The organism is Marinoscillum sp. HNIBRBA16962, from assembly GCF_057801515.1.
In genome coordinates, this window is sequence record NZ_CM173603.1 from 2,884,512 (window position 1) to 2,901,371 (window position 16,860).

Here is a 16,860-nt window from a genome sequence, read left to right on the forward strand (position 1 = left end):
AAAAGTTACTTCATTTTATTGTTATTATTACAACTGATTAATCAGTTATCATTCAATCACAGCCTAACTAAACAGTCTAAACTAACATGAACACTCACAAGATGAGCGCATTCTTTGCGCTATTCCTATGCATTTTTTTTCAATCCAAAAGCCAAACCAACCCTACCGATTCAATCCATGTTCAGCAGAAGTTGTTTTTGCGAAGTGGTGAGGTACAGAGTTTTGATGATTGGTTTTCAACTCATGAATCCAACCCCAGCTCCAATTCTGCTGATGACGCAACGGTCAGTAGCTACATTGTAGAATTTAAAGAAAAACCTTTTTTCGTTGAGAAAAAGGATAACCCGGGTTTGGCCAGATCTAATGCGAAGTATAGAAATGGCATCAATGGTTTCAAATCCGATCTGAAAAAAATCGGAAATAAGCATAAAGAAAACCCCTCACTAAAAAGAAGCTTCCATAAAACCTTTTACGGAGGAGAGGTAGCGATCACCAAAAGGGGAGCAAATGAGCTAGAAAAACTTCCCTATGTAAAACAAGTCTACCCCAATGGTGAGGTCAAAGCTGTTCTGGATAACAGCGTACCGCTAATCATGGCGGATGCTGTCTGGAATAATCTGGGATCAAAAGGAGAGGGCATCTCCATCGGAATTATTGATACAGGCATCGATTACATGCATCCGGCATTAGGAGGGGGTATTGGAGAATCCTTTAAAGTAAAAGGAGGTTACGATTTTGTAAATGATGATACCGATCCTATGGATGATCATGGTCACGGTACCCATTGTGCTGGAATAGCGGCAGGAGACGGCACTAATCTATTAGGTGTAGCACCAGAGGCTTCCCTTTATGCCCTAAAAGCCTTAAGCTCCAGTGGTTCGGGTACTTTCGCAGATGTAATAGCTGCCATCGAGTGGGCCTCTGACCCTAACTCGGATGGAGATTACGCTGACCATCTGGACGTACTGAGTTTAAGTCTGGGAGGGTCTGGTCATCCGGATGATCCGCAGTCTGTGGCCGTTGATAATGCGGTAGATCTGGGGATAGTAGTTTGTGTAGCTGCGGGAAATAATGGTTCTTACAATACGATTGCCAGCCCGGGCACTGCAGAGCGGGCGATTACCGTTGGAGCGAGTGACAATGCAGGAGCCATAGCTTCTTTCAGCTCTAAAGGGCCCAATAAAAAGTCTTATACCATAAAACCGGAAGTAGTTGCTCCGGGAGTGGATATCAACGCTACGATATTAGGTGGAGGTTACGGCACTAAAAGTGGCACCTCTATGGCAACCCCCCATGTAGCCGGAGCAATAGCCTTGCTAAAGGTATTGCACCCGGGCTGGACACCGGAGCAGTTCAAATCCGCGCTCATGGTTTCGGCAACAGACCTGGGTTATGACCCCATGGCGCAGGGTTCAGGTCTCATAAATGTTTTTAAAGCTGCCACATCTACGTCTCACCTTTACCCCGCTGCGTTAAATTTTGGTAAGGTATCTAAGGTAAGTGGCACCATATCGAAGATCGATACCATTCAGATATTTAATGGTGACACCACTAGTCGTAGCTATGGCGTGGAAATTGGCGACCTGCCAAATGGAATTAGCCTTTCCGCCTCTTCTTCTACCTTTAATGTAGCTCCCGGCACTAATAGTGAGGTTGTTTTTCAACTTGATGTGGATATGGACCTGATACCGGAGCCCAGCCCTTCAGGTAGTTATACTGGTAAAGTAAAGTTTTATTCTTCTGAAGACACTTTACACCTGCCATGGGCCATTTCACCACGTCGTAACCTCCTCCTCAAATTTGACGTGCCTTACCCTTATCTGGTCTATGTCACCGGGGAAAAAAGCTCTTTGACCGACAAAAACGGCATCTATTATAATGATGGTTATTTGCTCGAATTTGCGCCCGTTGATGATACGGTGGATGTTGTAATGATCGATTTGCCTTACCGGGTATTTAAGGAAAGGGTAGCAGTCCGTGATATGGACACTATCTCTTTGTTTACCTCGGATGCAGTGCATCAGGTTGCACTGTCACCAAAAAACATTAATGGAGAAATCCTTACTGACAGAGATCAGGATTGGGTTATTGACTTTCCTGAAAATTCAAACCTTAGGCGTGCTGTAATTGCAGGTTTGAATAGCTCGACCTATGATGAGCACTACTTTTCCGACGTGTCCTCAAGGTTCCAGATTTTTGCAAACGAAATGCAGATTGATGTTTCTGACACAGGAGCAATTTATGGCATTCAATATCCAAAGCTAAATGGTATTTCCAGTTCACAAGAGGTGGTTATAGAACCCGGGGATTACATGCATCAGCATATCAGGTTGCATGCTCCCCAGGACACTACGTACGCCTTCAAAACAATTTTCAGGCACATTTACGGAAGCTCTTCCGTCGGTGTGGAAAAATCAAGAGGCTACATTGAGCAAGGGGAATGGACTGGAGACCTGTATTTGACAGAAGCACCGGAGAACATTATAAGCTCGGGGATAATGCTGAAATTATCTTCCCTTGATGATTCGAAATCTGTAATTGAAACGCCAAACCTGGTGAGATTGGAAGATAAGATCTTTGCCAGCCAACTTCCCCTTCAGCCTCCATCAAAAGACCTTTATCTATCACCTCCAGGCGGAACGATGGCTTTCGGAGAAGGATTGATCTTTCCGGAACCTTCTCTTTATGCTAACTGGCAGGTACTTTTTCAGGGCAAATTCAAGGAACGAAGACTGCAGGAAAGCCTGAACTCCAGTTTCAAAGTCTTTGACGAATCTGGGGTTTTGAAAGATTCAGGAAAGATGGTGGATTTCAATGCATCAGACCTGGAGCTTGGCTACAACAAACTGGAGGTGGTGAATAACAGCTATTCGGTGGCAGGCATTCCGGGGAAAGGTACCTACACGGCTACAATCAATACTACGGTAACGAACCTTGCCATAGCAGGATTGACTTCTTTTCAGGTAAGAAATCAGGAAGGTATCCCGGCTGATACTTTTGAGCTTGGAGAGCCTGCCAGTATCCGGTATTCGGTTAGTAATGGCCAACAGCATAGCATTTTTGCCAGGCACGCTGCCGATACTACATGGACCAGGCTGGAGACCACCGAAATTGCTCCACATGAAGTAGGTGTCATGAATGGTGACCTTTATGAAGCAACATTGCATGGGCTGGGAAAAGAAGGGCCGGCAGATCTTAAAGTGGTTATGCGAAATTCGCTTGACCATGAAGTGGTCTGGCAACTGGAGCCTGCTTTAGTCCTCAAAGACAGAATAAAACCGGAATTGTCCGTAATGTGGAATGAAGTGCTTCAGGAAGACTACTCGACAATTGATTTTGGGAATGTTCTATCCGGCAGTTCGTCTGACCCAATCTGGATCACCCTCACTAATTCAGGCGTCGATCCGCTTGTTTTCCATGACCTAAACCTATCTGACACGACAAACTTTGTCTCAAGCCTGGAATCTGTAGCAGACACACTGCATGTAGGTGACACGACTCATTTCACGGTCTCCCTAACGCCTGCCACTGCAGGGGTGTTTCAGGATACCTTAAGCATTTTCAGCAATCATAGATCACCTTTTCATATAGTCGTGAAAGGTGTAGGTGCTTCTTCGAATATGCTTGTTAAGCACAATGACTCGCTCATCTATCATGAAGGATTTTTTGACTTTGGCGATGTTATTCCCGGGCAAAAGGATGTCTATATTCATAATGCCGGTGAAGCAGATCTTATCTTCACTGCGGATCCAAAGGTTGAACTGCATGGTCGCGATTCATTGATCCTGAGTGTAGATGCAAGTCTGCTCGCTGACACCATTCCTCCGGGTGGATTGGATCATTTTTCCATCCACTTTCCTGAAGAATATGCAGGATCGGTATCCGCTTCGGTGGCGATCCCCAGCAATGACGAGGACCGGAACCCATATACATTTGATTTCGTTGCCAACATCATTACTGCAGATATCAATATCCAGCACGATGGCGCTGACCTGGTAAACAATGGAAGTTCCATTGGCTTTGGTGATGTCCTGGTAGGGGATAGCCTGATCAAAACCTTTACCATACAAAATATTGGTGAAACGGATCTGGGCTTTTATTCAAACCCAAAAATGATCATTCAGGGGGAAAATCCGGAGGATTTCGTTGTTGATTTTAGCCAAATTCCTTCGTCCATAGGGCCCGGATCAACAGCTGATTTTACAGTGACATACAAACCAACAGCTGTACGAGCGAGTAGTGCTGAGGTATATATGGAGGTATCACACGATGTGGATGAACCATATTTTCGGTTTAATTTGAATGGGAACGGAACCGCACTCTCACCGAAAATGCTGGTCAAATATGCGCATGATGCTGTTTATCATGAAGCATCTGTTGACTTTGGGGATTTAACGCCCGGCAAAAAGTATCTCTACATTCATAATACCGGAGAAGCAGACCTTATTTTCACTTCAGACCCAAAGATTGAACTGCATGGTCAGGATTCATCTATTCTTAGTGTAGATGCAAGTCCTCTGGCTGATACCATTCCTCCAGGTGGATCGGATAACTTCTTCATCGACTTTCCAAAAGAACATGCAGGACCTGTATTTGCTTCATTGACGATCCCCAATAACGACGAGGATCAGAATCCATATACATTTGATTTTGTTGCCAATATTGTTACTGCAGATATCAATATTGTGTCGGATGGAGCTGATCTGGTCAATGACAGCAGCACAGTAGATTTTGGAGCGGTATATGTAGGGGACAGTCTGGCTAAATCATTTACCATAGAAAACCTGGGCGACGGTCCTCTGGGATTTTACTCCATCCCTAAAATACGGATTCAAGGGGGGAATACCGAGGATTTTAAAGTGGACTACAGTCAGGTTCCTTCTTCAATTGCACCGGGAGGCTCGGCCAGTTTTACCGTGACATTTAAACCTACAGCCGTTGATTCCCGTGCCTCGCAGGTTTATATGACGGTTTATTATGACCATGATGAACCTAATTTTAAGTTTAATATTTCAGGTCAGGGAATGGATGTTTCACCGGATATGCAATTGAAGGTTTATAGTACAGATGTGGCAAATGGCGGAACTTATGATTTTGGCGATGTTCCGATCGGAAGCCCAATCAAATGGCTATATACCTATAACTACGGAGATGCAGACCTGGTACTGACAGGGTCCCCAAAAGTCACCTTTAGCGGACCGGATTCAGCGGACTTTAAGGTGAGTGGTACTTTTGCAGATACCATTGCGCCGGGGACCAATTCTGTAGAAAGGTTATGGTTTCTGGGAGATACACCAGGAGCCAGGGAAGCCACACTTACCATCCCGAATAATGACGCTGAGAATAACCCTTATGAGGTCAACATCAGGGCGAATATGGTCAGTGGGGACATTAACATTCGGTACCTGGGTAGTGACCTGGAGAATGGTAATGATCAGGTGGACTTTGGCTCAGTTGAACTAGGGCAATCATCTCAGCCTCAAATATTCGTGATCGAGAATCTTGGGGATGGGCCTCTTAAATTTTCATCCTCAACCAAGGTGAATATTTTTGGGACCCATAAAGATGAATTTACAGCCGATTACAGTCAAATTCCTTACTATTTATACCCCGGAGACACCACGACATTCAGTATTACATTTACTCCGTCCTCGGTTGGGCAACGATCGGCATACGCTTATATCACTGTTTTGCAAGATTGGGACGAATCGAATTTTCAGTTTGACCTAGCCGGAGGTGTAATGGAAGAACCACAACCGGACATGCAATTCAAGGTGTATGCTACAGATGTGGCAAATGGAGGAACTTATGATTTTGGCGATGTTCCGATCGGAAGCCCAATCAAATGGCTATATACCTATAACTATGGAGATGCAGACCTGGTGCTCACCGGAAATCCCAGGATTACCTTTAGCGGTCCGGACTCATCGGACTTTAAGGTGAGTGGTACTTTAGCGGACACCATAGCACCGGGGACTAATTCCTCAGAGAGGTTGTGGTTTCTGGCAGATACGCCAGGGGTCAGGGAAGCCACACTTACCATCCCGAATAATGACGCTGAGAATAACCCTTATGAGGTCAACATCAGGGCGAATATGGTCAGTGGGGACATTAACGTCCAATACCTGGGGGTTGATCTTATAAACGACAGCAGTACTGTAGACTTTGGAACGGTTGCGTCAGGCGACACCTCTGAAGTACATACATTCGTTATAGAAAACCTCGGTGACGGGCCGTTGAAATTTAACCCAAGTGGCAGTAAAATATGGCTGCAGGGAACTGACGGGGGGCAATTTATGGTAGACTATTCTGCTTTACCTATATTCCTCGATCCGGGTGAGACGACTACATTTACAATTGCCTATCTACCCACCTCAGAAGGCGTGAAAAATGCATTAGCACGCATCCCTGTCTTTTATGACTGGGATGAAAGCTATTTCACCATTTATCTGACAGGGGATGTTGGTTCTACGGGAGCACGACTTGCGAACAGCAGTGAACTGCCTCAAGAGGACAACCTGAAAGTCATGCATTATCCAAATCCTTTTGAGCAGACGGTCAGCATCTATTCTGACTATGATGCGACTGTTACGGTACAAAGCCTAAATGGGGCAGAGGTTGACAGTTTTGAGATCAAAGCGCACGAATTATTGAATTATGGAGACGATTTACCATCAGGTGTATACTTATTTCGTTTGACCAGAGATAACAAAACCCAACGAATCATAAAAGTGGTCAAGCAATGAAGACGATAGTAGAGAATATGTCAGGGCCACTTACGTCTTAACAAATCAAGCCTCGTTCAGCAATGGAAGAGGCTTGATTTGTTTAAATCCTTCTGAATCATGTTTAATGTGAAACCTGGTAAATATGAGGGCTATATTTATTCGAAAGCTGTTCACCGGACACTTTCATAGCAAAGTCCCGAATCCTTGTGGCTTAGTACAATTTGCCAGAGGCCATTGACACCTGATCGAAAAGTGGCAGCACACATGAGCAGATAATAATTCCACATCCTGAAAAACCTTTCATCGTATGCCTGGCAAAGCTTGTCCCAATGACGATTGAAATTCGAATGCCAAGCCAGGAGCGTTTGATCATAATAATGTCCGAAGTTGTGCCAGTCTTCTATTTTGAAAAGGTGGTCGATGGTTTTTGTGATCCGCCTGGCAGTAGGCAGACTGGCATTTGGGAAAATGTACTTATCAAGCCAGGGGTCCATTCCGATCCCATTGGATTCATTAGAACCGATCGTGTGCAGTAAATGTAATCCATCGAGTTTCAGGCATCTCCTGACAGTTTTGAAATAATCAGGATAATTTTTGTGACCTACATGCTCAAACATACCTACGGAAACGATCCGGTCATACTGATCATCCAGGTCCCGGTAATCTTGCTGCTTAATCGTAACATCCAGGCCTTTACAGGTTTCCCTGGCGCGCATAGTCTGATCGTCAGAAACGGTGATGCCCGTAACTTTCACATGATGATGCCTGGCCAGGTATTCTGCTAATCCGCCCCAACCGCACCCGATATCCAGGACTGTCATTCCCGGCTGCAGGTGGAGCTTCCGGGCAATCAACTCCAGCTTGGCTTCCTGCGCTTCATCCAGGGTCTGTGCATCCTTCCAGTATCCGCAGCTATAGATCATCCGTTTGTCGAGCATGTGGCTAAATAAGTCATAACCCAGGTCGTAGTGTTTTTTGCCGCTGATAAATGCTCTGGCGCTGGTTTGCAGGTTGATCATCCTGGATTTTAGGATGGCCCACAACAAGCTGAAGGAATCTCTGACCTTTTTATCAAGTTCCGCCTTCAGGACACGAGTGATCATCTGGTCGATGGCTTTACATTCCCACCAGCCGTCCAGATAGGATTCTCCCAAAGCGAGAGAGCCTCCACTCAGCACTCTGGTGGGAAATTTTCGGTGTTTGACTGAAATATCCCATGGATTTGGACCATTTAGCCGTACCCCTGCATAATCCAGTATGTTTTCTAAGTGATGAAAAGGTTGATCCTGGTTCATTTTTCTCTTGGTTTAAATCAGATAGTACAGAGACTTAATGACTTATATAAGATAGTAAAATATTGGCTTATTATTTTGTAATGATACCTGAGCATCCAATGAAGTATTCTGTAACCTGTTAAGAGTCAGTGGCTTTAAATTGTTCATGTAAAAGTGAAAGAAAACTTCTCCGGACAAGTTGGAAGCCTCCAACATTTGAATTTTAGAATGTTCCTTGAAGGAAATTAACTTTGAAATGCAAAGTGCTTTTATTTTACGAAAATTTTACTTTAACTTTGAACTGCAAAGTTCTCTGAAATTCTGATTTGGAAATAAAATCAGTGACTAAATGCGATAAAAACATTTATCATGGAAAAACAAAGAAAACTCAAACAACCAATCCTTATGGTTGCGCTTGTTACAGTTGCAATTCTAATGGTCCCTTTGGTGGCTATGCAGTTTACAGATGAGGTAGACTGGAGTATAGCTGATTTCATAATTATCAGTGCTCTTTTATTTGGTACCGGGGTATCATTCGTACTGATTACCAGGTATACTTCAAATATTGTGTACCGGGTGGCCATTGGTGTTGCACTGGGCTCAATGCTTTTTATGGTATGGGCAAACCTTGGCGTTGGCCTAATTGGTGCAGGGCCTCACCTGGGCAACCTGATGTACATCGGAGTAGTGGCAGTGGGAATTATCGGTACGGTGCTCTCTCGTTTTAGCCCGGCGGGCATGGAGCGTGCGATGTATGCCGTAACATTCTCACTGGTACTGCTTGCTGTCATTGCCCTGCTGGCTGGAATGGGTGAATATCCTGGCAGCTCGGTAAATGAGATAATAGGCGTAAATGTTTTTTTTGCCGGATTGTTTGCAGTAGCAGGAGCGTTGTTTCGTTACGCAGCACACCAGCAATCACTTGATAAATCGGACGGTTAACCTAAAGGAATCGATGGGAGGAAACTCGTTTGAGTGATTGGATAGTTTATTAAGTGGTATTGTAAAAGAGCTGGTATGAGTGGGGAATATTTCGTGCATAAGGATTCGGTAGTGCGGAAGGTTTGGGGAAAGAGTGATACCATTCTATTCATCTTTGCTGGCGCCGCTGCTGAATTTGCCCTCAACAAAGCCGTAGACTGGCTGTACTTTACCGGTCGTCTCCCGGCAGATCCACTTGGACGCCTTTTTTCCACGGTTTCGTATGCTCAAAAGATTGTTTTTTCTGAAAAACAAACTACGCTAAAGACCATTGATACGATGGCTGCTATTCATGCCGAAGTAGAAGCAAAACGTGGAGCTAAAATTCCTGAATGGGCCTACAGGGATGTGCTGTTTATGCTTATTGATTACTCCACCAGGTCCTTTGAAATGCTGGAGCGGAAACTGAGTGCTGATGAGAAACAAGAAATATACCATGTATTCTATCAGGTGGGTATCCGGATGGGTTTGAAAGATTTACCTGAAACTTATAAAGGTTGGGTCCCGGTACGACATAAGCACCTGGAGCAGGATCTGCATTACAGTTATTATACCAAAGATCTGTTTAGCCAATACAAAAAGCACCTGGGTTCAGTACGGTATTGGTTGCTTCAGGAAGCACAGACCAGCGTGGTGCCACAAAAAGTACGTGAATTGCTCAGTTTTAGAAGTATCTCCCTTTTAAGTCCTTTGCTTGGGGTTTATAAAGCTATCCGCAGCTTAAAGCTCGGGTGGATGCTAAAGGATCTTATTTTGCCGTCCAGGTATTTGGCACAGATCAAGGCATTGGATAAAGTGGATCCTAATTGGTAATGCTTATCAAAGCATTTAGAAAAGAACCTGTTACCTTTATCAACCAGCTTAGGCATGGTTAACAACAATATTTATAATAAACCCCCGTGAATTACCGTCTTATCACTGGCTTTGAGGTTTCTACATTATGGAAAATCCTGGTTTTCACCTGGGTTACGACAAATACGGCTATTTGTTATGCCCAGAATACACGTATTGATAGTCTTGAGATAGAACTATCAAAAGCCCAACCGGATACACTGAAAGTCCACCTTCTGAATGATCTGGCTTTTACTTATTCGAAAATCAATGTCGATAAAGGTATCGCGTATGGTTTACAATCGGTAGATCTGGCTATTACGCTTGATTTTAAAAAAGGTCTGGCCCGAGCCTACAATTCTTTGGGAGCCGGTCATTGGAGCAAAGGAACCCTGGATAGTGCGCTGATGTTTTATAAAGAGGCTTTTAAGGTTAGTCATTCGATCCAGGATGTAAAAAGGATGTCTGGTCTCCTTAATAACATGGCTTTGATCTATTCCCGGCAGGGTGAAAACCTGAGAGCTCTTGAGAGTTACCAGCAGGCGCTGGAGATCATGAAAGCCAACAACTTCGAAAAGCATGTGGTAAGCACTTATGTGAATTTGGGGCTCTCGTTTTATAAAATAGGAAACTTTGATGAAGCCTTTCATTATCAAAGCCAGGCACAGCTCGAATCAAAAAGACTTGGGTATGAAAACATTGAAGGCCGTGCATGGCTTAACATTGGAAATATTTATAAACAGCTAAAAGAACCTCAGAAGCGGCTGGCAGCTCAGGATAGCGCTATTAAAATCGGTTACAAAACAGATGATATGGCTCTTCTTGGGATGGCACTAAACAACAAAGGTCTTACCTACATGGATCTGAAAAACTGGGGAAAAGCAATCAGCAATTTTGAGGAGGCCTATAAAATCAATAAAAAGGTGGGAAGACAGAGGAGCCAGATCAAAAATTTAATGAACATCGGGCAAGTCAACTTCAATAGAGAGGAGTATTCTACCGCCATGGACTACTTTGAAAAGGCGATTGCACAAGCCCGTACAATTGGTTACTCAAACGCTGAAGGAAGGTCGCTTTATTTTATCGGACGAACAAAGGAAAAACTGTCAGGTTGTTCAGAGGCACTGAATTATTACCTTCAGGCTCTTGACATTTCTGAAAAAGAACAAACGTTGATAGATCTGAAAGATGTGGCAGAGGTATTATACCTGTGTTATTCAAAATTGGGCCAGTATAAAGAGGCCTATTTCTATCAGCATAAATTTATGGTGTATAGTGATTCAATGCTGAATGAGGATAAACTGAAAACATTGGTTCAGAACAATGCCAATTTTGAATTTGAAAAAGAAAAACAGCGGATAGAGCTGGAAAAACAGCAGGAAATAGCTTTAGCTGAGGCACAAGAGAAAACAGCCAATCTTCGTCTTGTTTTAGTCGTCGTATTTGTTGTAATAATTTTAGTTGTCGGATTCCTGATCACTCGGACCATTCTTATTCGCAAAGAACGCAAAAGGAAGGAATTAGAAGCACTCAGTCAGTTTAAAGAAAGCATGACCGGCATGTTTGCTCATGACCTGAAAAACCCGTTGAATACGATCCTGAGCAACACTGAAGTGAATTCACCTGTACGACAGACTGTGCAGCAGATGGTTACTATGATCAACGACATGATGCAGGTCCATAAATTTGAGACCACGGAGGTCAAGCTAAACAGATCCGAAGTAGAACTTTCACAACTTGTAAATGAGTGCATTGATAATGTTTCAGGACTCCTGAAGAAGAAATCCATCCAGGTTGTAAAAGAAATGTCCATGGACATTCAGGTGATGGCAGATCGCGAGATCATTTTCCGGGTGCTTATCAATCTGCTGACCAATGCCATCAAGTATTCGCCAGTAGAAGGAAGACTGATCATAGGCGCATCCTGGATAGGAGATAACATCCGGATATCCATACAGGATTTTGGAATCGGTATAGCTACGGAGGAGTTAGGACATATTTTTAAGCCTTATGCTCAGTTGGATCCGAGAAAGTCTGGCGAAATCCAATCAACGGGTCTTGGGCTTACGTTTTGTAAACTGGCTGTGGAATCGCATGGATCTACACTCCATGTGGAATCTTCACCGGGAGAGGGAACTACGTTCTCCTTCGAGTTGCCATCCGCAAATTCTGATGCCAATGACAAAACGATCATTTTGACAGAAAATGACTTCAGGGTTAGGTTAAATGATAAAGACCAGTCAAAGGTCCTTTCAGTCATTGAGGAGCTTCGAGGATATCATTTGCACAATGCTTATAAAATAGAAAAGCTCCTGGAAGAACTGGGGCTGGAAAATGATGAGTTTAAGAACTCCTTACTTGATTCAGCCTATTCAGGAAACCAGGAAGCTTACGACCATCAGCTTGATATGCTGGATAAAACAAGCGACTAAAGTGAAATGATAAAGTCTCTGGGGTTTTCTTCCTCATTCAGGTTGAGTTTTTTCTTCAGCCGATAAAGATTTGTCCGCATGCTTGCCGCTGTAATATTTAGTAACTGGGCTATTTGTTTATTATCCATGCCCAGCCTCAGGTACGCGCAGATCTTGAGGTCTTTATGTGAAATATCAGCTTGCAATGAATGGAGATTCTGAAAAAACTCGGGATGAACCTCATCAAAATGAACCTTAAAGGTATGCCAACTATTATCTGTTTCCAGGTGGTTTTGTATTCGCTTGTTGAGCGTTTTTAAGTCATTGGCCAGGCTTGGGTAGTCCTTAGCCTTTTTTTCCAGCATGGAAATATGATTATGCATATTCTGCAGCAATTCATTTTTCTCTACCATCAGCATGGAGGTTGAGCTGAGCTGTCGGTTTTTAAGGTCTATCTCATTTTCCAGCAGATGTTTGATGGCCTCATTTTGTTCTTTTACCCGGACTGCCGTATTTACCCGTGCTCGTAGTTCAATGAAGTCAATCGGTTTTCGAATGTAGTCGATGGCTCCGGCCTCAAGTGCAACTAACAGGTTCTCAGAGGTAGTCATTTTCCCGGAGGATATGATCACGGGGATTTGTGATGTAGCTTCTGTGTTGCGTATGAGTCTGGTTGCTTTAATCCCGTCCATAACCGGCATATCCCAATCCATAATAATAATATCCGGCTGCTCGATCTTTGCAATCTCCACACCCATTTGACCATTACCAGCATTGATGATCTCGTAATTTTCACTGTTTGAGCTCAGCTCCCTGCTGATTGCACTGACGATCTCCCGATTGTCATCTACTATCAGAATTTTTCTTACTTTCAAGGCTTTTGCAAATCGTGTATTGCAAGATACAAAAAGTCCGAAAAGGAGGGATGTTGACTCTTTGTCTATGCTCTGGTAAATGCTGTTACACTTTGTCTACAATTAGCTATTTCAGGTGAAAGGATATTTCCTGAGCTTTGGGATATCATCAAGACGGACAAATATGAAAGCTTTAATCACCTTGAGAACAACCCTTCGTTTCCTTCCGCTAGTATTTTGCTGCACTTTCTTAATCACCAGTTGATGATGGTGCGGGAGCTGTTGATACGGGTTCATTTGGGGTTTCAGTGTCACCTGTATTGGGGCTCTCAAATGGGGACATGTCAGACAATTACATGGTTTACCCAAATCCTGTAGCAGATATGCTCAATTTCACTAAACCCTTTCAGGGAGAAATAGTCCTGGTAGATTTGCAGGGTCAGGAGGTATTTGCGCAGACGGCACAGCAGAATATACTGAACATCAATTTATCAAAATTACCAGATAATCAATATATTATAATACTGAAGCCAAATCAAGAAAGAGTTTGTTCCTTTAAATTAATTAAGAAAACCCGGTAGTTAAGACCAGGTCCAAATCATTAAAAAAGAATAACTAATAATCAACAAATGAAAATTAACATCATAATGTTTGTCTGCTCCCTGCTAATATCAGGGGCGGCTATTGCACATTCCGGAGGGCATGGGGAAGCAACCCAGCTAAAACAATGGCAGATCGAAGGTCAGGCACCTGTAAAAGCTTCATTGCTGTCTGTCAGAGGTGAAGATATTTATCTGGAAAATGTAAAAGGAGAACTGTTAGCCGTTAGCTTAAAAGATCTCTCGAAGGAGGATCAACTATTCGTGGCTGAAAGGGTAGCCAGGATCAAAGCACTTAACAGTAACATTACCTCTCATCATGATCATTCGGTAAGCGGGACTAACATCCTGGCTATCCTGGCAGTATTGATCAGTATCGGTGCTATTGCGCTTGTCTTTAAGGCCAGGAACAAACCGCTCATTTCCTTTTGTGCAGGTTTACTGGCCATCACGATATTTTATGCCTGTTCGGATGAGGAAACCAAAGATATGATCGATGAAGTGCTTGGTACCCCGACACCCAACGATCCCGATGAAATGGACCGGGCATTTGCGCCGTACTCCCATGTTACTACCTGGTCAGATGATGATTACTACTATGTAGAGTCTGACGGAATAGCCAACCATCAGATGATGGTCAACATTACGGCCTGGATTGCCCAGGTACCTGTGCCCCATGATTATTCCGGCGAAAATGCTTGGTCTATTCCCCTTGATCCGGAGTATGCAGAAGACCCCATTAGCATTGATGACCATTTTCAGCGTGGTGCCATTGCTATTGCTGCAAATGGTATCCCGATCTTTAACCCTGTAAATGCCTCTGGTCTGATCTCTAAAGAAATTGGCGAGTTGGACGATTTTGGTGGACATTCTGGCAGAGGGGATGATTATCACTATCATGCGGCTCCATTACATCTGGAAGCCACCTCAGGAACGAATCCAATAGCTTATGCCCTGGATGGGTTTGCGGTATACGGTTCTACTGAACCGGATGGCTCAGCTATGGAAGACCTTGACGAATACCATGGACACACCGATGGGGAAGGTGGCTATCATTATCACGGTACGGATTCTTACCCTTATTTGATTGCTGCCATGCGTGGCGAGGTTACACTGGAAGGAGACGCTCCTCAGGACCAGATTACTCCCCAGGCGAGAGCATTTCCTCCGCGACAAGGAGATCCTCATCCTATAAGTTCAGAAAACCTGATCATCACGGACCTGATCGAAAATGAAACCCAAAACGGATACCTGCTAAAGTATACCAGTAATGGTGTAGATGGTTCTGTGGAATATAGCTGGGACGAAAACGAACTGTTTACCTTTATTTTTCACGATGTGGATGGAACCACAACCACCGAAACCTGGCAACGATAATTTTTCCTTAAACCTGATTTTTTAAACAATGAAGATGAAACAACTAATGATCCTATTGGTAGCCTGCACCATGCTTGCTTATGGCTGCTCGGATGACGAACCTGGCTGTACTGAAAGCACCTGGTACGAAGATAATGATGGAGATGGCAAAGGCAATTCGGCTGTAAGCATCAGTGCATGTGAACAGCCGGAGGGATATGTGGCCGATGATTCCGATGATGATGATACCGGTTCTGGTTTTACTTTGACGAGCATTGCTATTTCGGATGGGGAGCTTCTGGACGAATACAAGTGTGAGGAAAAAACCAATGATATAGAGAACTCCCTTCCGCTGGCCTGGTCAAATGTACCTGAAAGCACCGGCTCACTGGCCATTATCATGTATCATTATCCTAATCCGGATGATCAATCCAAGGCCCCTAATACATATCTGATCCTGTGGGATATCGACCCAACTGTGACAGAAATTCCTTACGGAGAAGCGGATGATGGTCCGTGGTACATGGGGACTAACAAAGACGGGACGGCCGTTTCATACACTTCTCCGTGCAGCCCGAGTGCCGGTACGCATGAGTATACCATTAAACTGTATGCCCTTTCGGAGACTCCTGCTTCATTACCTGAAATGAGCAGTATAGATGTGGATTGGGATGTTATGCAATCTGCTTTTGGCAATGTAACCATCATAGAAGAGGCTACCCTTGTTTTCAGTGATGTCAATTAGAATTACTAAACGACCAAAAACTTTTATGAGAAACCTAATTTTCTTTTTAATCATAGCCGTGTCTCTGACCATGGGATTTAGTTGTTCTAAAGATGATCCTGATGATATCGGAGGATCGGAGTTAAACTATGGCGGTACTGGGTCGGTTACCCAGGGACTGGCTACTACGGTCACAGCTAACCTGCTGGATTGTGGCAGAGTAGCCGGAGTGGGTACCATCACTGCCATGGATGATTCGGAGTGGACGGTACCTGCACCAGTCAATTATTCGGATGATACTTTTCCTTTTGCTTCAGAGCTGAATAATCCTTGCAGTGGAGTTCAGTACGGATCTGGAGCAGAGGCTGTTGCGGCTTTGGATGGTTCCGACATTGTAGAAATTGATGCTTCCGGCGAGGTTGTTACTGTTTATGTTTTTGCGGATAACTACTTTGAGATGTATATCAATGGCACACCGGTAGGGAAGGATAACGTACCTTTCACCGAATTCAATTCGGACATAGTACGCTTTCGGGTGGCCAGGCCATTTACAGTGGCCATGCTTTTGGTCGACTGGGAAGAAAACCTGGGAGTAGGTACTGAAGACAACAGAGGGTTTAGCCATCACCCCGGGGATGGAGGAATGGTAGCAATATTCACCGATGAAGCAGGAGGGATCATTGGCATTACTGATGGTAGCTGGAAGGCCCAGACCTTTTATACCTCGCCTGTAAAAGATCTATCCTGCCTGTCTGAAGATGGAACCTCCCGCTTGTCCGAAAGCTGCAATACAGATGGTTCCAATGATGGCAGTAGCTATTATGCGGTGCATTGGGAGCTTCCGGACAACTGGATGAACGGAGACTTTGACGATAGCGACTGGCCTGAGGCTACTACCTATTCCAATGATGACATTGGGGTGGACAATAAATCGAGCTATACCAACTATACTGATATTTTCGATGACCCTGCGAAGGATGCCGTATTTATATGGAGTACCAATGTGGTTTTGGATAATGAGGTGGTGGTAAGGAAAACTATAGAGTAAGACCTTATTGCGGTGAATTGAATGTGGGGGTAGCTCTGGAAAGGGCTGCCCTTT

The 16,860-nt window shown here is 44.1% G+C and carries 10 protein-coding genes; 8 read left to right on the forward strand and 2 right to left on the reverse strand.

The window, feature by feature from the left end; translation table 11 throughout:
* Window positions 1–86 precede the first annotated feature (86 nt).
* The gene (locus AC3E9V_RS12145; protein ID WP_488753471.1) at window positions 87–6,746 is read left to right on the forward strand and encodes a choice-of-anchor D domain-containing protein; all 6,660 of its coding nucleotides are present in this window, start codon (window positions 87–89) and stop codon (window positions 6,744–6,746) included.
* A gap of 152 nt (window positions 6,747–6,898) precedes the next feature.
* Here the strand turns inward: AC3E9V_RS12145 and cfa are convergent, their stop codons facing one another.
* Window positions 6,899–8,023: a cyclopropane fatty acyl phospholipid synthase gene (gene cfa, locus AC3E9V_RS12150; protein WP_488753472.1), complete on the reverse strand. Its 1,125-nt coding sequence runs from the start codon at window positions 8,021–8,023 to the stop codon at window positions 6,899–6,901.
* A gap of 348 nt (window positions 8,024–8,371) precedes the next feature.
* Between cfa and AC3E9V_RS12155 the strand changes: the two genes are divergently transcribed.
* The 3 genes from AC3E9V_RS12155 to AC3E9V_RS12165 all read left to right on the forward strand — a co-directional run bounded on the left by AC3E9V_RS12155 (window position 8,372) and on the right by AC3E9V_RS12165 (window position 12,246).
* Window positions 8,372–8,944, forward strand: a complete 573-nt coding sequence (locus tag AC3E9V_RS12155; protein ID WP_488753473.1) for a hypothetical protein — start codon at window positions 8,372–8,374, stop codon at window positions 8,942–8,944.
* 75 nt (window positions 8,945–9,019) lie between these two features.
* Window positions 9,020–9,796: an oxygenase MpaB family protein gene (locus tag AC3E9V_RS12160; protein ID WP_488753474.1), complete on the forward strand. Its 777-nt coding sequence runs from the start codon at window positions 9,020–9,022 to the stop codon at window positions 9,794–9,796.
* An 86-nt stretch (window positions 9,797–9,882) separates the two neighbouring features.
* Window positions 9,883–12,246 carry a tetratricopeptide repeat-containing sensor histidine kinase gene (locus AC3E9V_RS12165; RefSeq protein WP_488753475.1) on the forward strand — a complete coding sequence of 788 codons (2,364 nt, stop codon included), beginning with the start codon at window positions 9,883–9,885 and terminating at the stop codon, window positions 12,244–12,246.
* Here AC3E9V_RS12165 and AC3E9V_RS12170 read toward each other — a convergent pair.
* Entirely contained in the window at window positions 12,243–13,100 is an 858-nt protein-coding gene (locus tag AC3E9V_RS12170) for a response regulator (RefSeq protein ID WP_488753476.1), read from the reverse strand. The two genes, AC3E9V_RS12165 and AC3E9V_RS12170, sit on opposite strands and share 4 nt — an antisense overlap.
* Before the next feature lie 335 nt (window positions 13,101–13,435).
* Here AC3E9V_RS12170 and AC3E9V_RS12175 point away from each other — a divergent pair, with 335 nt between their 5' ends.
* The 4 genes from AC3E9V_RS12175 to AC3E9V_RS12190 are packed head-to-tail and all read left to right on the forward strand — an operon-like array spanning window position 13,436 to window position 16,806.
* On the forward strand, window positions 13,436–13,660 hold the full coding sequence (locus tag AC3E9V_RS12175; RefSeq protein ID WP_488753663.1) for a T9SS type A sorting domain-containing protein: 225 nt from the start codon (window positions 13,436–13,438) through the stop codon (window positions 13,658–13,660).
* Window positions 13,661–13,708: 48 nt separating this feature from the next.
* Entirely contained in the window at window positions 13,709–15,055 is a 1,347-nt protein-coding gene (locus tag AC3E9V_RS12180) for a YHYH protein (protein ID WP_488753477.1), read from the forward strand.
* 34 nt (window positions 15,056–15,089) lie between these two features.
* Window positions 15,090–15,779 carry a YbhB/YbcL family Raf kinase inhibitor-like protein gene (locus AC3E9V_RS12185; protein ID WP_488753478.1) on the forward strand — a complete coding sequence of 230 codons (690 nt, stop codon included), beginning with the start codon at window positions 15,090–15,092 and terminating at the stop codon, window positions 15,777–15,779.
* A 25-nt stretch (window positions 15,780–15,804) separates the two neighbouring features.
* A complete protein-coding gene (locus tag AC3E9V_RS12190) occupies window positions 15,805–16,806 on the forward strand; it encodes a hypothetical protein (protein WP_488753479.1) in 1,002 nt (333 codons plus the stop codon).
* Window positions 16,807–16,860 lie beyond the last annotated feature (54 nt).